22 protein-coding genes and 1 tRNA gene are annotated in these 26,362 nt (G+C 68.2%); 10 read left to right on the top strand and 13 right to left on the bottom strand.

What is annotated here, in order from left to right; all coding sequences use genetic code 11:
• Positions 1-159: 159 nt before the first annotated feature.
• Together AB8998_RS10270 and AB8998_RS10265 are read right to left on the bottom strand one after the other, a co-directional pair.
• A complete protein-coding gene (locus tag AB8998_RS10270; protein WP_369737842.1) occupies positions 160-855 on the bottom strand; it encodes a TetR/AcrR family transcriptional regulator in 696 nt (231 codons plus the stop codon).
• A gap of 364 nt (positions 856-1,219) precedes the next feature.
• Positions 1,220-1,963: an ANTAR domain-containing protein gene (locus AB8998_RS10265; RefSeq protein WP_369737840.1), complete on the bottom strand. Its 744-nt coding sequence runs from the start codon at positions 1,961-1,963 to the stop codon at positions 1,220-1,222.
• A gap of 125 nt (positions 1,964-2,088) precedes the next feature.
• Between AB8998_RS10265 and AB8998_RS10260 the strand changes: the two genes are divergently transcribed.
• From AB8998_RS10260 to AB8998_RS10250, 3 genes are all read left to right on the top strand, one after another.
• On the top strand, positions 2,089-2,823 hold the full coding sequence (locus AB8998_RS10260) for a glucose 1-dehydrogenase (protein WP_369737838.1): 735 nt from the start codon (positions 2,089-2,091) through the stop codon (positions 2,821-2,823).
• A 35-nt stretch (positions 2,824-2,858) separates the two neighbouring features.
• On the top strand, positions 2,859-3,629 hold the full coding sequence (locus tag AB8998_RS10255) for an enoyl-CoA hydratase (RefSeq protein WP_369737836.1): 771 nt from the start codon (positions 2,859-2,861) through the stop codon (positions 3,627-3,629).
• A 94-nt stretch (positions 3,630-3,723) separates the two neighbouring features.
• Entirely contained in the window at positions 3,724-5,106 is a 1,383-nt protein-coding gene (locus tag AB8998_RS10250) for an HNH endonuclease signature motif containing protein (RefSeq protein WP_369737835.1), read from the top strand.
• 9 nt (positions 5,107-5,115) lie between these two features.
• On the opposite strand, the gene AB8998_RS10245 is transcribed toward AB8998_RS10250, so the two are convergent.
• The 8 genes from AB8998_RS10245 to AB8998_RS10210 form a co-directional block, all read right to left on the bottom strand.
• Entirely contained in the window at positions 5,116-5,931 is an 816-nt protein-coding gene (locus tag AB8998_RS10245) for an HpcH/HpaI aldolase/citrate lyase family protein (RefSeq protein WP_369737834.1), read from the bottom strand.
• Positions 5,931-6,428: a MaoC family dehydratase gene (locus AB8998_RS10240; RefSeq protein WP_369737833.1), complete on the bottom strand. Its 498-nt coding sequence runs from the start codon at positions 6,426-6,428 to the stop codon at positions 5,931-5,933. The genes AB8998_RS10245 and AB8998_RS10240 overlap by 1 nt, the downstream gene beginning before the upstream one ends.
• Positions 6,425-7,570, bottom strand: coding sequence for an acyl-CoA dehydrogenase family protein (locus tag AB8998_RS10235; protein WP_369737832.1), 1,146 nt, complete (start codon positions 7,568-7,570; stop codon positions 6,425-6,427). The genes AB8998_RS10240 and AB8998_RS10235 overlap by 4 nt, the downstream gene beginning before the upstream one ends.
• Positions 7,567-9,540 (bottom strand): acetyl/propionyl/methylcrotonyl-CoA carboxylase subunit alpha, encoded by a 1,974-nt coding sequence (locus tag AB8998_RS10230; protein ID WP_369737831.1) that lies wholly within the window; start codon positions 9,538-9,540, stop codon positions 7,567-7,569. The genes AB8998_RS10235 and AB8998_RS10230 overlap by 4 nt, the downstream gene beginning before the upstream one ends.
• Before the next feature lie 5 nt (positions 9,541-9,545).
• A complete protein-coding gene (locus tag AB8998_RS10225; RefSeq protein WP_369737830.1) occupies positions 9,546-11,129 on the bottom strand; it encodes a carboxyl transferase domain-containing protein in 1,584 nt (527 codons plus the stop codon).
• Positions 11,126-11,770 carry a CoA transferase subunit B gene (locus AB8998_RS10220; protein WP_369737829.1) on the bottom strand — a complete coding sequence of 215 codons (645 nt, stop codon included), beginning with the start codon at positions 11,768-11,770 and terminating at the stop codon, positions 11,126-11,128. The genes AB8998_RS10225 and AB8998_RS10220 overlap by 4 nt, the downstream gene beginning before the upstream one ends.
• 228 nt (positions 11,771-11,998) lie before the next feature.
• Positions 11,999-12,742 (bottom strand): CoA transferase subunit A, encoded by a 744-nt coding sequence (locus AB8998_RS10215; protein ID WP_369737827.1) that lies wholly within the window; start codon positions 12,740-12,742, stop codon positions 11,999-12,001.
• Positions 12,743-12,850: 108 nt separating this feature from the next.
• Positions 12,851-14,419 (bottom strand): AMP-binding protein, encoded by a 1,569-nt coding sequence (locus AB8998_RS10210; protein ID WP_369741505.1) that lies wholly within the window; start codon positions 14,417-14,419, stop codon positions 12,851-12,853.
• 192 nt (positions 14,420-14,611) lie between these two features.
• Between AB8998_RS10210 and AB8998_RS10205 the strand changes: the two genes are divergently transcribed.
• Both AB8998_RS10205 and AB8998_RS10200 read left to right on the top strand, forming a co-directional pair.
• Positions 14,612-15,268, top strand: coding sequence for an SACE_7040 family transcriptional regulator (locus AB8998_RS10205; RefSeq protein ID WP_369737825.1), 657 nt, complete (start codon positions 14,612-14,614; stop codon positions 15,266-15,268).
• Positions 15,269-15,337: 69 nt separating this feature from the next.
• Positions 15,338-16,129, top strand: coding sequence for an MmpS family transport accessory protein (locus tag AB8998_RS10200; protein ID WP_369737823.1), 792 nt, complete (start codon positions 15,338-15,340; stop codon positions 16,127-16,129).
• Positions 16,130-16,135: 6 nt separating this feature from the next.
• Here the strand turns inward: AB8998_RS10200 and AB8998_RS10195 are convergent, their stop codons facing one another.
• A complete protein-coding gene (locus AB8998_RS10195; protein ID WP_369737821.1) occupies positions 16,136-17,467 on the bottom strand; it encodes an MFS transporter in 1,332 nt (443 codons plus the stop codon).
• 140 nt (positions 17,468-17,607) lie between these two features.
• On the opposite strand from AB8998_RS10195, the gene AB8998_RS10190 reads away from it, so the two are divergent.
• Both AB8998_RS10190 and cmrA read left to right on the top strand, forming a co-directional pair.
• Entirely contained in the window at positions 17,608-18,840 is a 1,233-nt protein-coding gene (locus tag AB8998_RS10190; protein ID WP_369737157.1) for an ISL3 family transposase, read from the top strand.
• An 89-nt stretch (positions 18,841-18,929) separates the two neighbouring features.
• Positions 18,930-19,736, top strand: a complete 807-nt coding sequence (gene cmrA / locus AB8998_RS10185) for a mycolate reductase (protein WP_369737819.1) — start codon at positions 18,930-18,932, stop codon at positions 19,734-19,736.
• A gap of 33 nt (positions 19,737-19,769) precedes the next feature.
• Here the strand turns inward: cmrA and AB8998_RS10180 are convergent, their stop codons facing one another.
• Entirely contained in the window at positions 19,770-21,299 is a 1,530-nt protein-coding gene (locus tag AB8998_RS10180; protein ID WP_369737817.1) for a helicase HerA-like domain-containing protein, read from the bottom strand.
• Between the two features lie 100 nt (positions 21,300-21,399).
• Here AB8998_RS10180 and orn point away from each other — a divergent pair, with 100 nt between their 5' ends.
• Positions 21,400-22,047, top strand: coding sequence for an oligoribonuclease (gene orn, locus AB8998_RS10175; RefSeq protein WP_369737815.1), 648 nt, complete (start codon positions 21,400-21,402; stop codon positions 22,045-22,047).
• A gap of 211 nt (positions 22,048-22,258) precedes the next feature.
• Here the strand turns inward: orn and AB8998_RS10170 are convergent, their stop codons facing one another.
• Positions 22,259-23,455 carry a L,D-transpeptidase gene (locus tag AB8998_RS10170; protein WP_369737813.1) on the bottom strand — a complete coding sequence of 399 codons (1,197 nt, stop codon included), beginning with the start codon at positions 23,453-23,455 and terminating at the stop codon, positions 22,259-22,261.
• Between the two features lie 261 nt (positions 23,456-23,716).
• Between AB8998_RS10170 and AB8998_RS10165 the strand changes: the two genes are divergently transcribed.
• Positions 23,717-23,792, top strand: a tRNA-Lys gene (locus tag AB8998_RS10165).
• Positions 23,793-24,520: 728 nt separating this feature from the next.
• On the top strand, positions 24,521-26,302 hold the full coding sequence (locus AB8998_RS10160) for an SLC13 family permease (RefSeq protein ID WP_369737811.1): 1,782 nt from the start codon (positions 24,521-24,523) through the stop codon (positions 26,300-26,302).
• Positions 26,303-26,362 lie beyond the last annotated feature (60 nt).

Genomic DNA, 26,362 nt, shown 5'->3' with positions numbered 1-26,362 from the left:
TAGGGAAATTAGTGCTCCAAAGCAGTCAGCGCCAATCCCTGTGGGAGTGGCGGTGGCCCGTACGGCTCTATCGAGATCGGAGTCGAGGTAGCTGCGGCCTCGCTCGAACAAATGCCCACTCCCGCCGCGGACGGATTCCGGACTGTCGACCGCACCGGTCTAACAAGAAGTCGGGCTGTTGGCCGCCAGCCGGGCAGCACCACGACCGCAGCTCCACCCTTCCGGCAGCTCAGTCATCACCTGAGGGCGAATACCGTTCGTAAGCTGCTGTGCGGCAGGGTGTTTGGAATATCCGAGAGCGCATTCGAATGCGCGAGTACACATTTCGGTGAGCTCGATTTGGGTGATCTTCTGCGTTTGAACCCATTTCACGCACGCTGCGCGTACGAAACCCAACCATCCCTCCACGGCAATCTCGGTGACATCGCGTGGCCGGCCCTCGCCGACAAGTTTGTCGATCAGGCGTTGGCCGACGACATTCAGCTCATTGTTGATGATCGCCTGGATCGCTGGGTCATCCGATAGCGCGCCACGGTTGATCGTGATCGCCTCAAAAGGATGATCGGCAAAATATTGGATGTGGGCCTCGAGCCCGGCGGCGAGCTGTTCTGCGAGCTGCAGGTCCGGATCGGGGTTGGCCCGCGCCAGCAGTCGGTTTCTCGCACGGGTGAATATCGCCACGTACAAGTCTCGCTTGCTCGGAAAGTAGTGATAGAGCAGCGCTCTCGACACACCGGCGCGAGCGGCGATGTCCTCCACAAAGACCTCTTCATACGGTTTCTCCGCGAACATCGCGGCCCCGATGTCGAGCAACTGTTGGCGTCGCTGCTGCGGCTCGAGTCGGCTTCGTCTCATGCGCTGACCATAGTGGACACACGTTGCTTACGCCAACTAAACACGTTATTAGACAACACATTCAACAGTCAGATGCTCATGCCGTCCACCTATTTGCTCGGTGTGGACAACCTGTCCCCTCGGATTAGGCTTCGTTGCAGTGGGATTGGCCACGTTTGCCGGTCCCAGCGATTTCTCTAGTCGTTGCGGAGTGGCCGATACGGTAGCAACAGGATGAACTCGCCGCGCCTTCATGTCGGCGAGTAACTCATCGAGACTTGCGACCTCCCAAGGGTCGTGAATCGAAGTTTCCGGCGCACTCAGCGGTTGCGAGCGGTCGGGTTACCCCGTCGCCATCCCGCTACACCGCCGTGCCGCGGACCGCTCACGCCGAGTCGATCTCGACAACCTTCTTGGCGATCTCCGCCAGCACGACATTCGTCCTCTGCGAAAGTTTCACCAGCATGTCGAAAGCCTCCACCGCATCGACGGAAAACCGTTCCATCAGCATGCCTTTGGCCTGACCGATGACGTCGCGGGATTCGAGGGCGCGCCGCAGCTGATCACGTTCGCGTGCCAGCGCATGCACCCGCGCCCGGTCCGCGCCCACGACGGCCGCCAGGGCGCTCAGAATGTGCAGCTGCTCGGCGGGATTGAAGGGTATGGCGTGCTCGTTGTGCAGAGCCAACGCGGACAGGGCGGCGTCGAGTGCCGTGATCTCGACCACGCGGTGCAACACTCCGATCTGCTCCCCGCCGTCGTCGACCGCGGTGCTGGTGGACGACCACAGTTTGGGGAGGTAAACGCCCGGGTTCTGCGGATCGGTGATGTCGTATCGGCAGATGGGTATCGGGTCGGTCGAGCGCCGGCGCAGCGCGCTCTCCATGGATGCGGCCAGCAGCGACGAGCCGGTGGCCTGCGGATCGTCGGGGTTGTCGGGAAACACATCGAAAACGTTCTGGCCGAGCGTTTCGTCCCGCCGCCGCATGGTGACCGTTTCGAAGGTCGCGTCAAAACCACGGATGTTGAGGTCACAGTCCAAAAATGCGATCCCGACCGGACCCGACTGCCCGCCGGGCACCGCTGCCGCGATCGCGTCGAACCGGTGTTCGTCCACGATCCGTGACATCCGTCGCTGAGAAGTCACAACGATTCCGTACCCAAACCCGCGGGATAGTACACCTTCTGATCCCGATCCACTCGCAAACGGCCAGGTTCACCGACGCACGCGCGACCGCGCATACCGTGGCGTGCATGGGACGCGTCAACGGCAAAGTGGTGTTGATCAGTGGCGGTGCCCGAGGGATGGGTGCCTCCCACGCCGCGGCCCTGGTGTCACACGGCGCCCAGGTGGTCGTCGGCGACGTCCTCGACGAGGACGGGCGGGCGGTCGCCGAGAACCTGGGCGCAGCGGCGCAATTCGTGCACCTCGATGTCACGGACGCCGATCAGTGGGATGCGGCGGTCGCCGCGGCGGTGAGCGCCTTCGGGCGGCTCGATGCGCTGGTGAACAACGCCGGAATCGGGACACACGGCCCGTTGCGAGGCTCGTCGCTGTCCGATTGGCAACGGGTTCTCGACGTCAACCTGACCGGGGCGTATCTGGGGATGCGCGCCGCCGTGGAGCCGATGATCGACGCCGGCACGGGCTCGATCGTCAACATCTCGTCGGTCCAGGGCCTGGCCGGCGCCCCCGGACATCACGCCTACGTGGCCTCCAAGTTCGGCCTGCGGGGCCTGACCAAATCGGCCGCGGTTGAACTGGCGGGCAGCGGCATTCGGGTCAATTCGATCCACCCCGGCCTGGTGCGGACCCCGATGAGCAGGGGCGTGACCGACGAGATGTTGACGCCCATCCCGATGCGCCGCGGCGGCTCACCGGGCGAGGTGGCCAGCTTCGTGATCTTCCTGGTCAGCGACGAATCGTCCTATGCCACCGGGGCGGAGTTCGTCGTCGACGGCGGCTTGACCAGCTACGTGCCCGTCTAGCACACAGGACTCGCGCCCCCAGTACTCTGACGCCAATGAGCCCCGCCGACCCCGTGCTGTACCGCGTCGAGAACCGCGTCGCGCTGATCACCGTCGACGATCCCGACCGCCGTAACGCGGTAACCGGCGAGATGTCGGCGCACCTGCGCGCCGCGGTGGGGCGGGCCGAGGACGACCACGGCGTGCACGCCGTGGTGGTCACCGGGGCGGGCAAGGCGTTCTGCGCCGGCGCCGACCTCAGCGCGCTCGGCGCCGCGGGCGCCGGGGCGGCCGAAGCCGGGCTGCAGCGCCTCTACGACGGCTTCATGGCCGTCGGCAACTGCCGCCTGCCCACCATCGCCGCGGTCAACGGCGCGGCCGTCGGCGCGGGGCTGAACCTGGCGCTGGCCGCCGACGTGCGCATCGCCGGACCCGGCGCCTTGTTCGACGCCCGCTTCCAGAAGCTGGGTCTGCATCCCGGCGGCGGCGCGACGTGGATGCTGCAGCGGGCGGTCGGCCCGCAAGTGGCCCGCGCGGCCCTGCTGTTCGGCATGCGCTTCGACGCCGAAGCCGCGGTGCGCCACGGGCTGGCGCTCAGCGTCGCCGACGATCCGGTCGCCGCCGCGCTCGACCTGGCCGCCGGCCCGGCGTCCGCCCCGCGCGAGGTGGTGCTGGCCACCAAGGCCACCATGCGCGCCACCGCCAGTCCGGGGGCGCTGGACAACGAACACCACGACTTCGCCATGCGCACGGAACTGGGGCCACAGGCGCACACCATCCAATCACCTGAATTCGCAGCCAGATTGGCCGCAGCACAGCGGAAGTAGCCGTTGGCCCGCGGCCTGAAAACACTTGTGTCACTTTGGTTTCTGTGGTCACATTCCGGGGTTTGTTGTCGGTGGGTGCGCATAGTTTGACGGTGTGAGTGTTGACCGGGAGGAGCTGGGTGCGGCGTTCGACGCGCTGGATGCCGACCTGGACACGCTGCTGAGGTTCGACTGCGAGGCGTTGAGCACCCCGGAGTTGCTGGCCTGGCTGGGGCGGGTGGAAAAGGTGCGCCGGCGCCTGCCCGCCCTCGAGCATGCGGTGATCAACACCCTGGCCCATCAGGCCAGCGCGGAAGAGTTGGGCGGCAAGCTCTCCCACGCCATCGCCGAGGCCACCTCGATCTCGCGCCCCCAGGCCGCCCGCCGGGTCCGCGAGGCCGCCGACCTAGGCGAGCGACACGGGCTGACCGGCCAACCCCTGCCCCCGATGTTGGCCGAGACCGCGTTGCGTCAGCGCCAGGGCACGCTCGGACCCGAGCACATCGCGGTGATCCGCCGCTTCTGCCGCCAGCTGCCCGGCTGGGTCGACCAGCCCACCCGCGAACGCGCCGAAGCCGACCTGGCCCGCCACGGCACCCGAATCCGCCCCGAACAACTCAGCGGGCTCGCCGAGCAACTCGACAACGCCCTCAACCCCGACGGCAACTACACCGACGAGGACCGGGCCCGGCGGCGCGGGCTGATCCTGGGCGCCCAGGGCCCCGACAAAATGTCACACCTGAGCGGCTGGATCACCCCCGAACTGCGCGCCACGATCGAAGCCCTGTGGGCCAAACTCGCCGCCCCGGGCATGTGCAACCCCCTCGACGAGCACCCCTGCATCGACGGCACCCCCACCCAGGACGCCATCGACAAAGATGCCCGCGGGCCCGCCCAACGCCAGCACGACGGCCTGCTCGCCGCACTCCGCGCGATCCTGGCCTCCGGGAAGCTGGGCCAACACAACGGGCTTCCGGCCGCCATCATCGCCACCACCACCCTGGCCGAACTGGAAGCCGCCGCCGGATGCGCCCTGACCGGCGGGGGCACCATCTTGCCCATGAGCGATGTCATCCGCCTGGCCCGCCACGCCCATCACTACCTGGCGATCTTCGACAAAGGCAAAACCCTGGCCCTCTACCACACCAAACGCCTGGCCTCCCCCGCGCAAAGAATCGTGCTCTACGCCAAAGACCGCGGCTGCTCAGCCCCCGGCTGCACCGTGGGCGGCTACTACAGCGAAGTCCACCACGTCACCGACTGGGCCACCTGTCGATGCACCGACATCGACGACCTCACCTTCGCCTGCGGCCCCCACCACCGCCTCCTGCAACCCCGCGGCTGGACCACCCGAAAAAACACCAACGGCGACACCGAATGGATCCCGCCCCCACACCTCGACCGCGGCCAACCCCGAAAAAACACCTACTGGCACCCCGAAAAACTTTTGCGCAGAAAGGAAGACGAAGCCGACGAGAATGCGGAGGACGAAAGCTGATCGCGCCCGTCAGCCCGTGGGCTCCCCCGCCCGCCGCAGCAGCATCTGCGCGTGCTTGAGCACCGGCGAGTCGACCATCTGCCCTTCGAAAGCGAACACCCCGCGCTCGCTCTTCGCCGCCACCAAAACCCTTCGCGCCCAGTCCACCTTGTCCTCGCTGGGACGGTAGGCCTCGCGCACCACCGCAACCTGGGTCGGGTGGATGCAGACGGTCCCGCCGAAACCGACGGCGACGGCGTCGTCGGCCTCCGCCCGCAGGCCGTCGAGGTCGCCGATGTTCAGATGCACGGCGTCCAGCGCGATCCGGTCGAACGCCGACGCCGCGAGCAGCGTCGTCGACCGGACATGCCGCGCGAAGTCGCGGTACCCGCCGTCGGCCCGCCGGCTCGAACTGCCGCCGAGGGCGGCCACCAGATCCTCTGCGCCCCACATCATCGCGACGGTGCCGTCGGCCGCGGCGATCTCGGCGGCGAATACTGCGCCGCACGGCGTCTCGATCAGCGCGACGACGTCGCGGGGCGCCAACGCAGTAACCTGCGCCGCCGATTCGGTCTTGGACAGCATCACCGTGCCGTACGCGGTATCGGCCAGGGCGTCGAGGTCCAGGGCGTGCTCGTCGGTGCCAACCGCGTTGATGCGGACCACGGTGCGCGCGGGGTCCAGCGGGTTGTCGCGCAATGCCTTGCGGGCGGCCGCCTTATCGCCTTGGGCGACGCCGTCTTCGAGGTCGAGGATCACCACGTCGGCGGCGGCGGCCTTCGTGAATCGCTCGGGGCGGTCGGCCGGGCAGAACAGCCATGCCGGGCCGGCGGCGCGCAGGTTCATCAATTTCCCTCCGCAGCGGGCCGCTTCTGTACGAGCGTGGTGCGCACCGCGCGCGCGACGACGTCGCCGTGCTGATTGCGTCCGGTGTGCTCGAGGGTGACGATGCCCTCCCCGGGGCGGCTTTTGGATTCCCGCTTGGCGGTGCACACGGTTTCGGCATAGAGCGTGTCGCCGTGGAAGACGGGTTTGGGGAAGGACACCTCGGAGAAGCCGAGGTTGGCGACGATCGTGCCCAGCGTCAGCTGCGACACCGAGAGACCGACAAGCGTCGAGAGCGTGAACATGGAGTTCACCAGCCGCTCACCCCGGAAACCCGGCTGCTCGGCCGCCCACGCGGCGTCCAGGTGCAGCGACTGGGTGTTCATCGTCAGCGTGGTGAACAGGACGTTGTCGGCCTCGGTCACCGTGCGGCCGGGCCGGTGCAGATAGGTGGTACCGATCTCGAACTCCTCGAACCATAAGCCGCGCTGGACGATCGACTTCCCCGGCCCGCTCACGACAGGCCCAGCGATCGCGAGATGAGCATCAGTTGCACCTCGGTGGTGCCCTCCCCGATCTCGAGGATCTTGCTGTCGCGGTAGTGCCGCGCCACCGGATACTCGTTCATGAAGCCGTACCCGCCGTGGATCTGGGTGGCGTCGCGGGCGTTGTCCATCGCCGCCTCGGACGCGATCATCTTGGCGATCGCCGCCTCCTTCTTGAAGGGCTTGCCGGCCAACATCTTCGCGGCCGCGTCGTAATACGCCGTGCGCGCGACGTGGGCACGCGCCTCCATTCGCGCGATCTTGAAGCTGATCGCCTGATAGGAGCCGATCGGCTGGCCGAACGACTGGCGCTCCTTGGCGTACTTGACGCTCTCATCGACGCAGCCCTGCGCCGCGCCGGTGGCCAGGGCGGCGATCGCGATGCGCCCCTCGTCGAGGATGGACAGGAAGTTCGCGTAGCCGGTCCCGCGGGCACCCAGCAGGTTCTCCTCCGGAACCCGGGCGTCGACGAAGGTCAGCGGGTGGGTGTCCGACGCGTTCCAGCCGACTTTGTTGTAGACCGGCTCGACGGTGAATCCCGGTGTGCCGCCGGGCACGACGATCGTCGAGATCTCCTTCTTGCCGCCGTCGAGGGCCCCGGTGACCGCGGTGACGGTGACCAGCGAGGTGATGTCGGTGCCCGAGTTGGTGATGAACTGCTTGTTGCCGTTGATGATCCACTCGCCGCCCTCGAGCCGGGCGGTGGTGCGGGTGGCGCCCGCGTCCGAGCCGGCTCCCGGCTCGGTCAGGCCGAAGCCCGCCAGCGCGCGCCCAGCCGTCAGGTCCGGCAGCCACCGTTGCTTCTGCTCCTCGGACCCGAAACGGTAGATCGGCATCGCGCCGAGGCTGACCCCCGCCTCAAGTGTGATCGCCACCGACTGGTCGACCTTGCCGAGTTCCTCGAGAGCCAGCGACAGCGCGAAGTAGTCGCCGCCCATGCCGCCGTACTCCTCGGGGAACGGCAGGCCGAACAGGCCCATCTCGCCCATCTTGGCGACGACCTGGTACGGGAAGCTGTGCTCCTCATCGTGTTTGGCCGATACGGGCGCCACCACGGTCCGCGCGAAATCGGCAACCGTCGCCCGTAGGTCTTCGTACTCCTTGGATAGCGTCATGATTCCTGATCCTTGATCCGCGCCAGCACCTGATCGACTTTGACCTGGTCACCGACGGACACCAGCACCTCGACCCGCCCCGAAACCGGTGCGGGCAGCGAATGTTCCATCTTCATCGCCTCGACGACCACCACCACATCGCCCTCGGTAACCTCGGCGCCGGAGTCGACCTGGACGGCGATCACGCTGCCCGGCATCGGGCTGAGGACCTCGGCCTGCCGCGCGGTGGCCGCGCGGTGAATCCTGTGCTCCTCGGCCTCGCGCAGCTGCCAGGTGCCGCGCTCGTCGGCGATCCACAGGTGCCGGCCGGACTCGGCCCACCGGTACTCCCGGCGCACCCCATCCAGCGTCGCGAACATCCGCACCCCGTCGAGTTCGATACTCGCAGAGCAGGTCTCGCCGTCTCCCACCCGGACCGAGGCGGCGTCCGGCGGCCCCCACACCGACACCGTCTCGGTGCGCAGCGCGGTGTGCATCTCGGTGCGCACCGGCGCCGGGTTCCCGCCCACGCGCCAGCCGGTCGGCGCCGCCCACGGGTCACCCGATGCCCGTTCGGCCAAGTCACGCTGGCGGTAGAGGCCCCCGGTGGCGAGCACGTCGTCGGGCGCGGGCAGCGGCGCGAACTGGGCCACCCGCTCGTCGAGCAGCGCGGTGTCCAGGTCGCCGGCACGCACCCGCTCGTCGGCCAGCAGGAACCGCAGGAATTCGACGTTGGTCTGCACACCCAGCACGGCGGTCCGGGCCAGCGCCCGGTCGAGGGCCGCCAGCGCCGCGTTGCGGTCCGCGCCGTGGGCGATCACCTTGCTCAGCATCGGGTCGTAGTCGCTGCCGACCACGGTGCCGGCCAGCAGCGAGGAGTCCACCCGCACACCGGCGCCCGACGGCTCGAACACCTGCAGCACCCGGCCACCCGTGGGCAGGAACCCGCGCGCCGGGTCCTCGGCGTAGACGCGGGCCTCGATCGCGTGGCCGCGCAGCTCGATGTCGTCCTGGGCGAACGCCAGCTTCTCACCGGCGGCCACCCGCAGCTGCCACTCCACGAGGTCCAGGCCGGTCACCGCCTCGGTGACCGGATGTTCCACCTGCAGACGGGTGTTCATCTCCATGAAGAAGAACTCGTCCGGGCGTTCGGCCGAGACGATGAACTCGACGGTGCCCGCGCCGACGTAGTCGACGCTGCGGGCGGTGTTGCAGGCCGCCGCCCCGATGCGGGCCCGGGTCGCCGGGTCGAGCAGCGGGGAGGGAGCCTCCTCGATGACCTTCTGGTGGCGCCGCTGCAGGCTGCACTCCCGCTCGCCGAGGTGGACGACGTTGCCGTGGGTGTCGGCGAGCACCTGGACCTCGATGTGGCGGGGCCGCAGCACGAACCGCTCCAGGAACAGCGTGTCGTCGCCGAACGAGGAGGCGGCCTCCCGGCGTGCGCTCACCAGCGCGTCGCGCAGCCGGGCCGCGTCGTCGACCAGCCGCATGCCCTTGCCGCCGCCGCCCGCGGACGGCTTGACCAGCACCGGGTAACCGATCTCTGCGGCGGCCGCGACCAACTCGTCGTCGCTCAGGCCGGGCCTGGCCACACCGGGGACCACCGGCACGTCGAAGGCGGCGACGGTGTTCTTGGCGGTGATCTTGTCGCCCATCACCTCGATCGCCCGGGCCGGCGGCCCCAGGAACACCACCCCGGCGCGTTCGCAGGCGGCGGCGAAATCGGCGTTCTCGGAGAGAAACCCGTAGCCGGGGTGGATGGCCTGGGCGCCGGTGCGTGCCGCCGCGTCGAGCACGTGAGCGATGTCGAGGTAGCTCTCGCGCGCCGCGGCGGGCCCCAGCCGGACCGCCTCGTCGGCCTCGAGCACGTGCCGCGCCCCGGCGTCGGGGTCGCTGTAGACGGCGACCGAACGGATGCCCAGCCGGCGCAGCGTCCGGATCACCCGCACGGCGATCTCGCCGCGGTTGGCTACCAATACGGTGTCGAACATCCTCATCACATCCGGAAGACGCCGTAGGAGACGGGTTCCAGCGGTGCGTGAGCACACACTGAAAGGGATAGCCCCACAACCAGTCTGGTGTCTGCCGGGTCGATGATGCCGTCGTCCCACAGCCGGGCCGTGGAGTAATACGGGTTGCCCTGGTCCTCGTACTGCTCGCGGATGGGCGCCTTGAACGCCTCCTCCTCGTCGGCCGACCACGGCTTGCCCGAGGCGCTGAGTTGCTCGCCGCGCACGGTCGCCAGCACCGAGGCGGCCTGTTCCCCGCCCATCACCGAGATGCGCGCGTTGGGCCACATCCACAAAAAGCGCGGCGAGTACGCCCGGCCGCACATCGAATAGTTGCCCGCACCGTAGGATCCGCCGATCACCACGGTCAGCTTGGGCACCCGGGCGCAGGCCACGGCGGTGACCATCTTGGCGCCGTGCTTGGCGATCCCGCCGGCCTCGTAGTCGCGGCCGACCATGAACCCGGCGATGTTCTGCAAAAACAGCAGCGGGATGTTGCGCTTGTCGCATAGCTCGATGAAATGCGCTCCCTTCAAAGCGGATTCGCCGAACAGCACGCCGTTGTTGGCGACGATCCCGACGGGGTGGCCGTGGATGCGCGCGAATGCGGTCACCAGCGTCTTGCCGTAGTTCGCCTTGAACTCGCCGAACTCCGACCCGTCAACCAGCCGGACGATGACCTCGTGGACGTCGTAGGGCACCCGCGGGTCGGGCGGCACGACGTCGTAGAGCTCGGTCTGCGCGTGCCCGGGCTCGACCGTGGGCCGGATCTCCCACTGGGCCGGCTCGCGCGGGCCGAAAGTGGCCGCGATGCCGCGCACGATCCGCAGCGCGTGCTCGTCGTCGTCTGCGAGATAGTCGGTGACACCGGAGACCCGCGAGTGCAGGTCACCGCCGCCGAGTTCTTCGGCCGAGACGATCTCGCCGGTGGCGGCTTTGACCAGCGGCGGCCCGCCGAGAAAAATCGTGCCCTGCTCGCGGACGATGACGGCCTCGTCGCTCATCGCCGGCACGTAGGCCCCACCCGCGGTGCACGAGCCCAGCACAGCGGCAACCTGCGGAATTCCCTTGGCGCTCATGGTGGCCTGGTTGTAGAAGATTCGGCCGAAGTGCTCGCGGTCGGGGAACACCTCGTCCTGGCGCGGCAGGAACGCCCCGCCCGAGTCGACCAGGTAGATGCACGGCAGCCGGTTGTGCAGCGCGACCTCCTGGGCGCGCAGGTGCTTCTTGACCGTCATCGGGTAGTAGGTGCCGCCCTTGACCGTCGCGTCGTTGGCGACGATCACGCATTCGCGCCCGGACACCCGCCCGATCCCGGTGATGATCCCCGCCCCCGGCGACTCGTCGCCGTACATCCCTGTGGCCGCCAACGGGGTCAGCTCCAGGAACGGGGTGCCCGGATCGAGCAGGCGGTCGACGCGGTCGCGGGGCAACAGCTTGCCGCGGCTGACGTGGCGTTCCCGGGCACGCTCGTTGCCGCCGAGGGCCGCCGCCGCGAGCTTGGCGTTCAGCTCCGCGACCAGCCGGCGGTGCTCGTCGGCGAACGAGGGCGCGGTCGTCGTGGCGGTCACCGCGCGGCCGCTGGAATCACAAGGGGCGGTTGGGTCTTGGCGACGACCTCGTCGACCGAGACGTCGGGGGCGGTCTCGACCAGGTGCAGGCCGTCGGCGCGGACGTCGATGACCGCGAGCTCGGTGACGATGCGGTTCACGCATCCGACACCGGTCAGCGGCAGCGTGCAGCGCTCCAGGATCTTCGGGCTGCCGTCCTTCGCGGCGTGCTCCATCATCACGATCACCTTGCGGGCACCGTGCACCAGGTCCATGGCACCGCCCATGCCCTTGACCATCTTGCCCGGAATCGTCCAGTTGGCCAGGTCGCCGGTTGCCGAGACCTGCATGGCCCCGAGCACCGCGACGTCGAGGTGTCCGCCTCGGATGATGCCGAACGAGGTCGAGGAGCTGAAGAACGCCGCGCCGGGCAGGGTGGTGACCGTCTCCTTGCCAGCGTTGATCAGGTCTGGGTCGAGTTGTGCGCGCGTCGGATAGGGCCCCACACCCAAGATGCCGTTCTCCGAATGCAGGACCACGTGCACCCCCTCGGGCACGTGGTTGGGGATCAACGTGGGCATCCCGATGCCGAGGTTGACGTACTGGCCGTCTTCGAACTCCGCCGCAACGCGGGCGGCCATGCCGTCCCTGCTCCAACTCATCTCGCGCCACTCCTCCTCATCGCTTCGCTCTGCATCGTCGCCGGCGCGCTCATCTCACGCCACTCCTCCTCATCGCTTCGCTCTGCATCGTCGCCGGCGCGCTCATCTCACGCCACTCCTCCTCATCGCTTCGCTCTGCATCGTCGCCGGCGCGCTCATCTCACGCCACTCCTCCTCATCGCTTCGCTCTGCATCGTCGCCGGCGCGCTCATCTCGCGCCACTCCTCCTCATCGCACCGTCTCCTTCTCGATCAGCTTGACGGGATTGGGCACGTGCACCACCCGCTGGACGAAGACACCCGGGGTGTGCACGGCCGCGGGATCGATCTCTCCGGGTTCGACGAGATGTTCGACCTGGGCAATGGTGATCCGGCCGGCCCCGGCGCAGTCGGCGTTGAAGTTCGCGGCCGCCTCGCGGTAGACCAGGTTGCCGTGCCGGTCGCCCTTCCAGGCGTGCACCAGCGCGAAATCGGTGCGGATCGACCGCTCGAGAACGTAGGTGATGCCGTCGAACTCGCGGGTCTCCTTGGCGGGCGACACGACCACCACCTCCCCCGAGGCGTCGTAGCGCCACGGCAGCCCGCCGTCGGCGATCTGGGTGCCGACGCCAGCCGGTGTGTAGAACGCCGGGATTCCCATGCCGCCGGCACGCAGCCGCTCGGCCAGCGTGCCCTGCGGGTTGAGCTCCACCTCGAGTTCGCCGCAGAGGAACTGCCGGGCGAACTCTTTGTTCTCGCCCACGTAGGAGGCGGTGGTCCGCCGAATCCTCTTGTGCTGCAGAAGCACCCCAAGTCCGACACCGTCGATGCCGCAGTTGTTCGACACGGTTTCGAGGTCGGTGACCCCGCTGTCGACCAGCGCGGCGATCAGCGCGTCGGGAATGCCACAGACACCGAATCCCCCGACGGCCAGCGACGACCCGTCGGTGATGTCCGCGACCGCCTCCGCGGCGGTAGCCACCACTTTGTCCATGAGCGCAGGGCCTCCTCGCCTTGGGGGTCGCGCAGATTCAGTTAATACCAATTAACTGGGGTGAGAATACCATCGCGCCCACGGTGCGTCCAGGGAGGGAGCCGCCACTCAGTCACGACCCCGGAGGTATTCGATCGCCCGCTGCCGGATCTCGTTCTTGCGGACCTTGCCCGTGACGGTCATCGGAAACTCGTCGACGATCCACAGGTACCGCGGGATCTTGAAGTGCGCGATGCCGGCCGCACAGAACTCGCGGAGCGCCTCGATGGTCAGCTCCGGCGCTCCGGACCGCAGCATCACCACCGCCATGAGCTCCTCGCCGTACCGAGCATCGGGAACCCCGACGACATGGCCGTCGACGATGTCGGGATGGGTGTGGAGAAACTCCTCGATCTCGCGCGGGGAGATGTTTTCGCCACCCCGAACGACGATGTCCTTGATCCGGCCCGTGATCCGGACGTAACCGGATGCGTCCATGACGGCCAGGTCCCCCGTGTGCATCCAGCCGTCGGCGTCGACGACCTCGGCGGTCTGCTCGGGATCGTCCCAGTAACCCGCCATCACCGAATAGCCGCGGGTGCAGAACTCACCCGCCACGCCGCGGGGCACGATCTCGGCGGTCACCGGGTCCATCACCTTGATCTCCAGATGCGGACCCACCCGGCCGACCGTGCCGACCCGGCGCTCCAGCGAATCGTCCATGCGTGTCTGCGTGGACACCGGGGATGTCTCGGTCATGCCGTAGCAGATCGAGATGCCCGGCATGTGCATGCGCTCGATCACCCTGCGCATCACCTCGACCGGGCAAGGGGAGCCGGCCATGATCCCGGTGCGCAGGCTGCCCAGCTCGTAGCGTGCGAAGTCCGGCAAACCCAGTTCGGCGATGAACATCGTCGGCACGCCGTACAGGCTGGTGCAACGCTCGGCCTGCACCGCACGCAGCGTGGCGGCCGGTTCGAAACCGGGCGCCGGGATCACGATGCAGGCGCCGTGGCTCGTGGCGGCCAGGTTGCCCAACACCATTCCGAAGCAGTGGTAGAAGGGGACCGGGACGCAGATCCGGTCCCGGGCGGTGTACTCGAGCAGCTCCCCGACCAGATAACCATTGTTGAGGATGTTGCGGTGACTGAGCGTGGCGGCCTTCGGGTATCCCGTTGTGCCGGAGGTGTATTGGATGTTGATCGGGTCGCCGCCGTCGAGTGCGGCCGCCCTCTCGCCGAGCGCGGCCGGGTCCACCCGGGCGCCGCAGAGCTCCTCCCACCGCCGACTCTCCAACAACACCACCTCGCGCAACGCCGGACAGCGCGGGGCCACCTCGGCGAGCATCGCGGCGTAGTCGGTGGTCTTGTACCGCGGGGCCGCGATCACCAACGCGACCCCGGATTTCCTTAGCGCATACTCCAATTCGCGGCTGCGGTAAGCGGGGTTGACGGTCACCAGGATCGCACCGATCTCGGCGGTGGCGTACTGGACGAGCACCCACTCCCACCGGTTCGGCGCCCAGATGCCGATCCGGTCGCCCACGCCGACACCCGCACCCAGCAGCCCGGTCGCCAAACCCCGCACCGCAGCCAGCAGTTCGGCGTAGCTCCATCGCCGCCCGGCCGGGATGTCGACGAGGGCGTCGTGCGTCGAGTGCTCGGCGGCGGTGTCCGCGAGGTTGGCGCCGATCGTCATGTCGAGCAACGCGGGCTCGCTCGGGCCGCGATCGATCGACAGCGGATCGATGTGTGCGGCTCCTGCGGTTGCCACGGTCCCTCCGGGTGGTTTGGATACCAACCTAGACGCTCGCCGAAGTCGATTGCCACCGACTCGTGCTACGTTAGTGACGATTAACCGAACGGTCGAGTTGGGTACGGGAGGTCCGGCGTGACGGCGTCCGCTCCGGAAAGCCAGACCGGTCATCCCGAGGCGCCAAATCGCCGCAGCCAGTTGAAGTCCGACCGGCGCCTGCAACTGTTGGCGGCCGCCGAACGGCTGTTCGCCGAACGTGGCTTCCTTGCGGTCCGGCTGGAAGACATCGGTAAGGCCGCCGGTGTCAGCGGTCCCGCCATCTACCGGCATTTCCCCAACAAGGAGTCGATGCTGGTCGAGCTGCTGGTGGGCATCAGCGCCCGATTACTCGCCGGGGCCCGCGACGTGCGGGCCCGCAACGCCGACGCGGCGGCGGCCCTCGACGGCCTCATCGACTTCCACCTGGACTTCGCGTTCGGCGAACCCGACCTGATCCGCATCCAGGACCGTGACCTCGCACACCTGCCCGAGGCGGCCGAGAAGCAGGTCCGCAAAGCCCAGCGCCAGTACGTGGAGGTCTGGGTCGGCGTGCTGCGCGAACTGAACCCCGAGCTGGCCGAAGCCGACGCCCGGCTGGCGGCCCACGCGGTGTTCGGACTGCTGAACTCGACGCCGCATGCCATGAAGTCCCCCGACAACTCGCGCAGCAAGCCCGGGGGCACGGCGAGGTCGCGCGCCGTCATGCGCGCCATGACCGTCGCCGCGCTCACGGCGGGAAATCAGTGCCCCTGAATCGGGCGTCCGACGGTGAGCAACCTGTCATGGTTTCGGCACAGGTACCCTGCTAGCCATGAGGTGGACATGAACGATCCACGTCGACCCGAGCGGTTCAGTCCCCCTCAGTCGGGGTCGGAGCCGACCGATCCGCGTGGCCGCTGGTACTCGCCGCCCGTCGACCCGGCCTACGCCGACCAGGCGTCGTTCGCGCCGACGTACGGCGGGCACTATCCGCAATGGACTACCGGCCTCAACGAGGCCGAACCGACCGCACCACTGCCGACCTACTGGCAGTACGGCCAGCCCCCGCCGGGCGAGATGCCGCCCCCGGGGATCGCTCCTCCGCCGCCGAGGAGCCCGAAGGCGCCGCGGTGGTTATGGGTCGCCTCGGGGATCGCGGTGCTGCTGGTCGTCGGGCTCGTCGCGCTGGTGCTGATCAACACCGTCATCCAAACCCAGACAGCCTTGCCCCCCATGCCCGGGCCGGGCACGTGGATCCCCACGCCGACGACGGCACCGCCGACGCGCACGCCGCACTCACCTTTTCCCGCGCCGGTGCCTCCGACGTTCGGCCCGGAAACGCCGTCGGAAACGACCGGCCCGCCGGCCGCCATGCAGGACGTCGTCTACGAGGTCACCGGCGAGGGCCGTGCCCTCAGCATCATGTACGTCGCCACCGGCGGCCTCATCCAGACCGAGTTCAACGTCGCGCTGCCGTGGAGCAAACAGGTCAGGCTGGCCAAGTCGCCCACCCACCCGGCGAACGTCACGATCGTGAACTTCGGCCACGACGTCACCTGCACGGTCACCGTCGCCGGGGTGCAGGTCAGCCGACGGGTCGGGGTGGGCCTGACAATGTGCGATGCCAGGGGCTGAACGCCGCTAAGCCTGTTCGGCGAGGACGGCGCGGCGCGCCGGCGCACGCACCGCCAGCATCCCGAGCAGGCCGGCGACCAACACCAGGGAAATGCCGGCGAGCCCGGCGCGGACGGCGCCGAAGACGTCGACGAAAATCGAGAACAACCACGGCGCCAGAAACGACGCCGCCCGGCCCGTCATCGTGTACAGGCCGAACGCGACGCCCTCCCCGCCGTGCTTGGACAGGTGCAGCAGCAGAGCGCGCGACGACGACAGCGACGGGCCGACGAACAACGCCAGCAGCAACCCGCACAACCAGAAGGCATGCGCACCGGACGACGCCATCAGCGCGAGCGCCACGAGGACGATCGCTGTCAGTGACCCCAGGATGACCGGTTTGGAGCCGATCCGGTGGTCGACGAACCCGCCGGCCACCGCGCCGACCGCGGCCACCACGCTGGCCGCCATACCGAACACCAGCACACCAGCCTGCGAGAGGCCGTAGACATTGACGCCGAGCACGGCGCCGAAGCCGAACACCGCCGCCAGCCCGTCCCGGAACAGCGCGCTGGCCCCCAGGAAATAGACCAGGTTGCGGTCGCGGCGCCATTCGGCGCTGACCTCCGTCCACAGCTTGCGATAGCCGCCCAGCATGCTCGTCGGATGCGAGGCCACCTCGCCGGAGTCGGGCAGCCGGTGGGCGACGAACAGCAACGGCAGCGCCAGCACCGCGAACCACGCCGCGGTCAGCAGCATCGCGGCCCGGACGTAGAGCCCGTCGTGGACCGGCACGCGCAGCAGCCCGCGCACCGGGCCGCTGCCGGAGATGAAGCCGGCATAGAGCAGGAGCAGCAACACGACGCTGCCGGTGAATCCGGCCGCCGCACCCAGGCCGGAGATGCGTCCCACCGTCTGCGGCGTGGAGATCTGACGCAGCATGGCGTTGTAGGGAACGCCGGCCAGATCACCGCACGCGGCCGTGGCCGACAGCAGCACCAGACCCGCCCACAGATAACTGGGGTCGTCGCGGATCAGGAACATGGCGCTGGTCGACGTCACCGCGAGACCGCTCAGGACGGTCAGCGTCACCCGCCGACGATGCGGGGCCTCCACCCAGACGCCGACGAGCGGCGCCAACACCGCGATGGTCACCCCCGAGACGGCCAGCGCACGACCCAGCCAACTGGCCGGCGACGTACCACCGGAGAGCCCCTTCCCGACGCTGCCGGTCAGATAGACCGAGAAGACGAACGTGGCCACGACGGCGTTCATCCCGAGGGAGCCGCAATCCCACAGCGCCCACGCCACCACTCGAGACCACAGTGGCCCGTCCGAACGCGACCCCGGTCGATTCATGTCGGCGACTCTATTGAACGGGCAGGTGACCCGCCGCGCCCGGCTCCGCCGCGCTCGCGATCGCTGCCAATTTGGGCGCTTCCGGGTTTTCTGTGGGTCTGGTCTGGGCGTGATGGGCGCAGGGCGGCAGGATGTGCTGTGTGCGCGACACCGAGTTGTACCGCCATCTGCTGGGACTGGTAGCGCTGTGGGAGGTGCAACGGGTGGAGCTGTCGGCTCAGGAAGGTCGGGTGGACGTCTGGGTCGTGCATCCGGGCCGGACCCGGTTCGCCTGCCCGGACTGCGAGCGCGAGCTGTCGGTGTATGACCATGGCGAGGAACGGGCGTGGCGGCATCTGGACTCGTGTGCGTTTCTGACGTTCCTGCATGCCAGCCCGCCGCGGGTGGCCTGTCCCGAGCACGGGGTGCATCAGGTGCGGCTGCCGTGGGCCGAGCCGCATTCGCGGTTCACCATGTTGTTTGAGCGGCTGGCCATCGACGTGCTCGCCGCGTGCGACGTGGCGGCCGCGGCCGGGCTGCTGCGGGTCAGCTGGGACGAGGCGTGGCACCTGATGGACCGTGCGGTGGCCCGCGGCCTGGCCGCCAAACCGCTGGTGGCGCCGGCCCACGTCGGGGTCGATGAGAAGGCGGCCGGGAAGGGACAGGACTACATCACCGTGGTCAGTGACCTGGACGCGGGCACGGTGGACTACATCGCCGACGAACGCCGCCAGGCCAGCCTGGACGGCTACTTCGACCGGTTCACCCCCGAGCAGCTGGCCGGGATCGAGGCGGTGGCAATGGACATGTGGGAGCCGTTCGCCGCCTCGGTGCGCGCGCACCTGAGCGACGCCGAGAACAAGATCGTCTTCGACCGCTACCACCTGATGGGCTACCTGACCAAGGCCGTGGACACCGTGCGCAAGGCCGAGAACCGGGCGCTGGCCGCGGCCGGCGATAAGAGCCTGGCCGGCAGCAAGTACCTGTGGCTGTATTCGGCGGAGAACCTGCCCGACCGTCACCAAGACCGCTTCGCCACGCTGCGCTCCGGTGACCTGAAAACCGCTCGGGCATGGGCGATCAAGGAGAGCCTGCGGCACTTCTGGTCCTACCAGCGTCGCGGCTGGGCAGCCAAACACTTTAAGCGCTGGTACTTCTGGGCCACCCACTGCCGTCTCAAGCCGATCATCGACGCGGCCAAGACGTTGAAGCGCCACGAGGCGGGGCTGTTGTCCTACTTCGCCCACCGCATCACCAACGCCGGTGCCGAGGGCCTGAACTCACGCATCCAGGCCATCCGGGTTTCGGCCCGCGGCTACCGCAACCGCGAGCACTTCAAGACCGCGATCTACTTCCACCTCGGCGGGCTCCAGCTCTATCCGGCCATCCCATGACCCACGGAGTTCCCAGAAGAGCCCCAATTTGAACGGGCAGGTGACCCGCCGCGCCCGGCTCCGCCGCGCTCGCTGACTACCATTGGCCCATGCCGGTACCCGCCCCCAGCTCCGACGCGCGCGCGGTCGTCACCGGGGCCTCGCAGAACATCGGTGCGGCGCTGGCCACCGAACTCGCGGCGCGCGGATACAGCCTGATCATCACCGCCCGACGCGAGCAACTGCTCAACGAGCTGGCGGCCCGCCTGGCCGACCGGTACCGCGTTGCCGTCGACGTCCGGCCCGCCGACCTCGCCGACCCCACGGACCGGGCGAAGCTGTGCGACGAACTCGCCGCCCGCCCCGTCTCCATCCTGTGCGCCAACGCCGGCACCGCGACTTTCGGTCCGATCACAAAGCTCGACCCGGCGGGCGAGAAGGCGCAGGTCCAGCTGAATGCGGTGGCAGTGCACGACCTCACCCTGGCCGTGCTGCCCGGCATGGTGGCGCGCAGGGCCGGCGGCATCTTGATTTCCGGTTCGGCGGCGGGCAACTCGCCGATTCCCTACAACGCGACCTATGCCGCCACCAAGGCGTTCGCGAACACGTTCAGCGAATCGTTGCGCGGCGAGCTCCGCGGCTCCGGTGTGCATGTGACGCTGCTGGCTCCGGGCCCGGTGCGCACCGATCTGCCCGACGACGCCGAGGCGTCGCTGGTCGAAAGGCTGGTGCCCGACTTCTTGTGGATCTCCACCGAACACACCGCCCAGGCCGCGCTGGATGCGTTGGAACGCAACAAGATGCGCATCGTCCCGGGACTGACATCCAAGGCCATGTCGGTGGCCAGCGGGTACGCCCCCCGGGCCATCGTCGCGCCCATCGTCGGCAGCTTTTACAAGAAGCTGGGCGGCGGGTAGCGAGCGCCGCGCTCGCGACGAGCCCGGCCATCCTTATCTCCCTTTGCGACGGCCGGTGCCGAACCTGGCTCTGATGAGCTCGCGGATCCCGGTGTTCACGGCGCTTTGCACTTCCGGATCGTGCCACAGCTTTGCCAGTAAGCCAGACCGCTCCGGCTCGAAGGGCTCCGGCATCGGCGGAACCGGTTCGTCCGACGGGCTCGAGGGGTAGCCGGAGCGGGCGTGCGGCGGCTGCGGCTCTCGTTGCACTGTCTTGCCGTACTTGTCCTGCAGCGGACTGGATTTGGCCGCCGCGGCGATCGCGTCGGTACCGATCGCGGCCATCAGCGATCGGGGTGCGCGCAAGCGCGTCCATGCCACCGGTGTCGGTGCGCCCTTCTCCGACAACACGGTGACGACGGCCTCGCCGATCCCCAGCGACGTCAACGCCGACTCCAGTTCGTAGACATCGGTTTTGGGATACGTGCGGACGGTCCTGCTGAGTGCCTGCTGGTCGTCGGGGGTGAACGCCCGCAGCGCGTGCTGGATGCGCGCGCCGAGTTGGGACAGCACGTCGTTGGGCACGTCCGTGGGCAACTGGGTGCAGAAGAACACCCCGACGCCCTTGGAGCGGATCAGCTTGACGGTTTGCTCGACCTGATCGAGGAACGCCTTGGAGGCGTCGGTGAAGAGCAGGTGCGCCTCGTCGAAGAAGAAGACCAGCTTCGGCTTGTCCACATCACCGACCTCGTCCAGTTCGGCGAACAACTCGGCGAGCAGCCACATCAGGAAGGTGGAGAAGATGACCGGGCGCAACGATTGACCGCCGAACTCCAGCAACGAGATGATGCCGCGGCCCTGGGCGTCGACACGCAGCAGGTCGTGCGGGTCGAGCTTCGGCTCGCCGAAGAAGGTGTCACCGCCCTCCCCGGCAAGATTCACCAGCGCCCGCAGGATGACGCCCGCCGTCGTCGACGAGACCCCGCCCAAATCTTTCAGGTCGGCCTTGCCCTCGTCGCCGGCCAGGTGGCTGATCACGCCGCGCAGATCGTCCAGGGTGACCAGCGGACGGTCGGCCTGCTTGGCCCAATGAAAAATCAGCCCGAGCGTCGATTCCTGGGTGGCGTTGAGCCCCAGCACTTTCGACAACAGGACCGGGCCGAAACCGGCAACGGTCGCCCGCAGCGGTACACCGACGCCACCAGTACCCAGCGACAGAAACTCCACCGGGAACGCCGCCGGCTCCCAGTCGTCGCCGGTGTCTTTGGCCCGCGCGGCCGTCTTTTCGTTGGCCTCCCCCGCTCGCGACAGACCCGAGAGGTCGCCTTTCACATCGGCCATCAGCACGGCCACGCCCGCGGCGCTGAGCTGTTCGGCGATCAGCTGCAGCGTCTTGGTCTTGCCGGCTCCGGTCGCCCCCGCCACCAGACCGTGCCTGTTGACCGTGGCCAGCGGGATGCGGATCCGCGCGGCCGGGTCGGCGACGCCGTCGACGACGACGCTGCCCAGTTCCAGGGCCCGGCCCTCGACGGTGTAGCCGGCGGCGATGCGTTGGGCCGGTGTCGCCGCTGATTCGGTGCTCATGTGCTGCGCCCTCTTCCCGATCGTTACCCGTTCGGCAAACTCACCCTACTTGTCAGGGGGACGCAGGGGCGACGGCTCGCGTGCGCCTACGCTGAGCGCTGTGGTGGACGAATTGGTGTGGATTGACTGCGAGATGACCGGACTGGACCTGCGTTCGGACAAGCTGATCGAGATCGCGGTACTGGTCACCGACCCCGACCTGAACATCCTGGGCGAGGGCGTCGACGTCGTCATCCACGCCGACGACGCCGCGCTGTCGTCGATGATCGACGTCGTCGCCGACATGCACGCGCGCTCCGGGCTCACCGACGAGGTGAAAGCGTCCACCATCGACCTGGCCACCGCCGAGGCGATCGTGATGGACTACATCGGCAACCACGTCAGACAACCGAGGAGCGCGCCGCTGGCGGGCAATTCCATCGCCACCGACCGCTCCTTCATCGCCCGCGACATGCCCGCACTGGACTCGTTCCTGCACTACCGGATGATCGACGTGAGTTCGATCAAGGAACTCTGCCGGCGCTGGTACCCACGCATCTACTTCGGCCAGCCGGAGAAGGGCCTGGCCCACCGGGCACTGGCCGACATTCACGAATCCATCCGGGAGTTGCAGTACTACCGCCGGACCGCCTTCGTTTCGCCGCCGGGCCCCTCTACCAGCGAAATCGAGGCGGTCGCCGCCCACCTTGCGAACAAAAGCGACCCACCGGAACCAAACGATTCGGCCCCCGGGCCAACGACCGGCTAGTATCGACGTCGCCGTTCGTTGGCCCCGGTCCGGGGCCGGCCCGGCGGCATGGTGAGTGTAGTTCAGTTGGTAGAGCACCAGGTTGTGATCCTGGGGGTCGCGGGTTCGAGTCCCACTCACCCCACCGGTCAGAGGTGGTATTCAGCCCCTCTGACCTTGTGCATCGCGGATTCCCGGTGGGCCAGGTCCGGCCCCGTGCCGCGCGGCTGCGTCAGGTGTTGGCGTTGCCGGCCTTCCACACCGGCCACGGGATGTTCCAGTCGCCCAAGCCCTCGGTGCCCGACAGCGTCGGGCCCACCGTGTTGACGACCTCGACGATGTCGCCGCGCTTGACGTGGCCGTAGAACCATTCGGCGTTGGCGGGACTGACGTTGAGGCAGCCGTGGCTGGTGTTGCTGTGGCCCTGCGCGCCGACCGACCACGGCGCGGAGTGCACGAACACGCCGCTGTAGGACATCTGCGTGGCCCAGTCGACTTCCGTGCGATATCCGTTGGGCGAGTTGACGGGCACCCCGTAGGTCGAGGAGTCCATGATGATGTGCTTGAACCGCGAGCCGACGATGTAGATGCCGTTGGCCGTCGGGGTGCTGTCCTTGCCCATCGACGTCGGCATGGTTTTCACGACCTCGCCGTTGACGCGCACGGTGATCATCTTGGTGCTGTCGTCGGCGGTCGCGACGACCTCGTCACCGATGGTGAAGTGCGTCTTGACGTTGTCCTCGCCGAACATACCGTCGCCCAGATCGACGCCGTAGGTGTTGACCGTCACGTCGACGGTGGTCCCGGGCTTCCAGAAATGCTCTGGGCGCCAACGCACCTCGCGGTTGGTCAGCCAGTAGAACGCGCCTTCGACCGGCGGTTCGGTGGTGATGGTGATGGCCCTCTGCGCCGCGGCACGGTTCGCGATGTTCTCGTCGAAACGGATCGCCACCGGCTCGCCGATGCCCACCACCTCGCCGTCGCCCGGATAGACGTAAGGCATGGTCAGGTGGGCGGGGGAACTGGTCTGGAAGGTCATCTGCCGGCTCGCAGCGCCACCGAGGCCCAGCGCCTTGGCGGTCAGCGTGTAACGCCGGTTGTAGCCGAGTTGCTCGGTGGTCGCCCAGTGCAGGCCGTCGGGGCTGAGCCGGCCGCTGATGGACCTGCCGTTCTCGTTGACCATGGTGACCGACGCGAGCACCCCGTCGGCGACGGTCACCGTCACCGGCGTGTCCACGGTGACGCCGACGGCACCGTCGCTCACCGAGGCGGTGAGCTTGGGGACCAGCAGATCGGCGAACGGGGTGCCCTTGTCGACGATGACGTTCGGCGGCGCCGCCCGGTGGTCGGCGCTGCAGGAGACGCCGAACACAGCAATCGCGACGGCCAGCACAGCCAGCCACGATCGGCGTATCGGCAAAGCCGCCATCGAGTGACCTTTCACATCGTCCTGCCTGCTCCGGTCACCACTGACCCGCATGGTTGGAAGCATTTTACGGGGTTTGCCGACGCCGCCGTGACGAGCCGCAGACGGCGATTTCGGACACAAGTCGGTCACCGAGGGGGCTCGTCGCGGGGCTGGGGCGACGCCGGGGACCGCCGCCGTTGCGCTATCCTGGGAGCATCCGGCAATTTCGTCCTGCGGCGGGATGCCTGTTATTGTCGCAAACGCGGTCGAGACCGACCGAAAGCGCCGTTAGCTCAGTTGGTAGAGCAGCTGACTCTTAATCAGCGGGTCCGGGGTTCGAAACCCTGACGGCGCACCATTGAAAACCCCTGCTCCGGAGGGGTTTTTTGCATCTGCGGGAGCCGCTCCGGATGCCCTGCCGGCGACAGGACACCTGGGTTTTTCCGCAGCTGCGTAACCGCGCCGCCGGGCCCGGGAAGGCCGGGGTTCAACCCCGTGAACGGCCAGATGGCGGCTTTCGGCATCACGCCCGGTCAGATCCGTGAGGGCGCCCGATCGCGCATGGCTGCCCGTCGGGGGTCGCATCTGCTACGCCTGCGCCGGCCCCCTCCCCCACCGACGCCGGTGGAATCAGCGAACGCCGCGCCACCGCAGATGCCATCACCTGCATGGTGGGCGGAAAACGGAGACGGACTCCTACACGAGCGAATTCGCCCGAGAAATAACGGGATTCACGGTGACGGGAACCAGGATGACCCACCGAACCGGCCATCCCACGGCGGACCCTGGTTGCACGATCGACGAAACCTATTCGGGGCCGCTGACTTACGATTTCAGCGCGGATGCAGTACGACGCCTCTCTCCGGCGGAGGCCACCACGACCTGGACGACGACCGAATAGCAAGGACCTTCCGGTGGCGCCGCCCGAGTGCGGTGGGGCGTCCCGGTGATGCGACGACACCGTCCGCAGCGCATCGGTTAGATTGACTCAGTTACTGGCCTAACCGAGGCTGAGCAAACCGGGAGACGGCGTAAAGCGGGACGGCGTAGACCCTCCCGCGCGAGCGGGCAAAAGGGGCAGCGATCATGACTGCGGATGCCTGGATCACCCTCGCGGTGGTCATCGTGGCGATAGTCCTGCTCGTGCGAGACCGGTTCAATCCCCCTCTGGTCATGGGCGGCGCGGTGTTGACCCTCTATCTGGCGGGGGTCGTGGACCAGGGCCAAGTTCTCGGAGGCTTCGCCAACGAGTCGCTGGCCGTGGTCGCCGCGCTCTACGTCGTTGCCGGGGCGGCGGATGTCACCGGCGCCTTCGAGGGCGCGACCTCGCGACTGCTCGGCAGGGGCACGCGAGTCCAAACCCGCCGAGAGCTCTTGCGGACGTGCGCACCGTCTGCGGCGGCGTCCGCCTTCATCGCCAACACCCCACTGGTGGCAATGCTCGCCCCTCGGGTGATCCGCTGGTGTCGACGCACCGGACGATCGCCGTCGCACTACCTGATGCCATTGAGCTACGCGATCATGCTGGGCGGTTCGACGACGATGATCGGGACCTCGACCAACCTGTTCGTCAACGATCTCATCGGCAAGGCGGGCCTCGGCAGGTTGAGCCTGTTCTCGGTCACCGGAATCGGATTGCCCCTCGCCATCGCCGGAGTCGCCCTCCTCGTGATGCTGGGCCCGCACCTGCTCCCCAAACGTCCCACACCCGGCGACAGCCTGGCCGGCACCGAACGCGAGTTCACCGTGGAGATGACGATCCCCCACAACAGTGAGCTGGCCGGTGCCACCGTCGCCGAAGCGGGCCTGCGCAACCTCGAAGGCGTTTTCCTCGTGGAAGTCGAGCGCCGGAACAGGGTCATCGCGGCGATCGGACCCGACGAGCTACTGGCCGTCGGGGACCGGTTGGTCTTCGTCGGAAACCTTGCGCGCGTGCTGGATCTGCAGCGCATGTCGGGGCTGGTCTCCTCGGAGGCCCGCCACTTCGACCATCTGGCCCGCAATCCGCAGCGTCAGTTCGTCGAAGCAGTGATCGGTGCGGGCTCGCCGCTGGCCGGGTCGAGTCTCAAAGCGGCCGGGTTTCGCCGCCGCTACGGGTCGGCGGTCGTCGCGATCCATCGGGCCAGCGAGCAGCTGAAGGGCAAACTCGGCGAGGTGCGTCTCCGGGCCGGAGACGTCCTGCTGGTATTGGCGGGGCCCGACTTCAGCCAGCGCTTTCACCAGCACCGCGACTTCGCCATCGTGGCCCCGCTGAACTGGGACAGGCCGATTCGGCGCGAGCACGCCGGTGCCGTGGAGCTGAGCATCGTCGCGCTCGTCGTCGTGGCCGGTACGGGGCTCCTGAGCCTGTTGCAGGTGTCGCTGCTGGTCGCGTTCGGGCTGGTCGTAGCCCGGATCGTGACGGTCGAGGACGCGCGCCGGTCGATCGACCTCAACGTCTTGGTCCTGATGGCGACGAGTTTCGCGCTCGGACACGCGGTCGAGAGCAGCGGGCTCGCCCACAAGCTGGCACACACGGTCGTCGGCGCCGCGGCGCCGCTGGGCGCCTACGGCCTACTCGCGGCCGTCCTGGCGGCCACGATGCTGGTGACCGAGGTGATCTCGCACGCCGCCGCGGCCGCGCTCATGTTTCCCATCGCCATCGCGATCGCCGAGCAGGTGGGGCTGAACGCCTTGCCGTTCGCCGTGGTCGTGATGTTCGGGGCGACCCAGTCGTTCCTGACGCCCATCGGCTACCAGACCAACACCATCGTGTGGGCGATGGGCGGCTACCGGTACACCGACTTCATGCGGCTTGGCGCGCCCCTGACCGTCCTGTTGCTGATTGCGACCCCGTTGCTGGTGCCGATTTTTTTCCCGTTCCACTGAATCGTTCGGGCGCGAGAAGACCGGCAAAGCCGGACTTCACCAGCGGGCCCGTCATATTCC

This window comes from Mycobacterium sp. HUMS_12744610, from assembly GCF_041206865.1.
Lineage (GTDB): Bacteria > Actinomycetota > Actinomycetes > Mycobacteriales > Mycobacteriaceae > Mycobacterium > Mycobacterium servetii.
Note: the sequence above shows the minus strand (reverse complement) of the source record. Positions and strands in the feature narration are given on the sequence as shown.

Coding starts and splice junctions, on each gene's coding strand:
- AB8998_RS10160 (WP_369737811.1), top strand. CDS start 24,521: ATGACTGCGGATGCCTGGATCACCCTCGCGGTGGTCATCGTGGCGATA.
- AB8998_RS10255 (WP_369737836.1), top strand. CDS start 2,859: ATGAGCCCCGCCGACCCCGTGCTGTACCGCGTCGAGAACCGCGTCGCG.
- AB8998_RS10210 (WP_369741505.1), bottom strand. CDS start 14,419: ATGACGATCGGCGCCAACCTCGCGGACACCGCCGCCGAGCACTCGACG.
- AB8998_RS10195 (WP_369737821.1), bottom strand. CDS start 17,467: ATGAATCGACCGGGGTCGCGTTCGGACGGGCCACTGTGGTCTCGAGTG.
- AB8998_RS10220 (WP_369737829.1), bottom strand. CDS start 11,770: ATGAGTTGGAGCAGGGACGGCATGGCCGCCCGCGTTGCGGCGGAGTTC.
- AB8998_RS10170 (WP_369737813.1), bottom strand. CDS start 23,455: ATGGCGGCTTTGCCGATACGCCGATCGTGGCTGGCTGTGCTGGCCGTC.
- AB8998_RS10265 (WP_369737840.1), bottom strand. CDS start 1,963: ATGTCACGGATCGTGGACGAACACCGGTTCGACGCGATCGCGGCAGCG.
- AB8998_RS10215 (WP_369737827.1), bottom strand. CDS start 12,742: ATGGACAAAGTGGTGGCTACCGCCGCGGAGGCGGTCGCGGACATCACC.
- AB8998_RS10235 (WP_369737832.1), bottom strand. CDS start 7,570: ATGACGCTATCCAAGGAGTACGAAGACCTACGGGCGACGGTTGCCGAT.
- cmrA (WP_369737819.1), top strand. CDS start 18,930: ATGCCGGTACCCGCCCCCAGCTCCGACGCGCGCGCGGTCGTCACCGGG.
- AB8998_RS10200 (WP_369737823.1), top strand. CDS start 15,338: ATGAACGATCCACGTCGACCCGAGCGGTTCAGTCCCCCTCAGTCGGGG.
- AB8998_RS10180 (WP_369737817.1), bottom strand. CDS start 21,299: ATGAGCACCGAATCAGCGGCGACACCGGCCCAACGCATCGCCGCCGGC.
- AB8998_RS10270 (WP_369737842.1), bottom strand. CDS start 855: ATGAGACGAAGCCGACTCGAGCCGCAGCAGCGACGCCAACAGTTGCTC.
- AB8998_RS10245 (WP_369737834.1), bottom strand. CDS start 5,931: ATGAACCTGCGCGCCGCCGGCCCGGCATGGCTGTTCTGCCCGGCCGAC.
- AB8998_RS10260 (WP_369737838.1), top strand. CDS start 2,089: ATGGGACGCGTCAACGGCAAAGTGGTGTTGATCAGTGGCGGTGCCCGA.
- AB8998_RS10230 (WP_369737831.1), bottom strand. CDS start 9,540: ATGTTCGACACCGTATTGGTAGCCAACCGCGGCGAGATCGCCGTGCGG.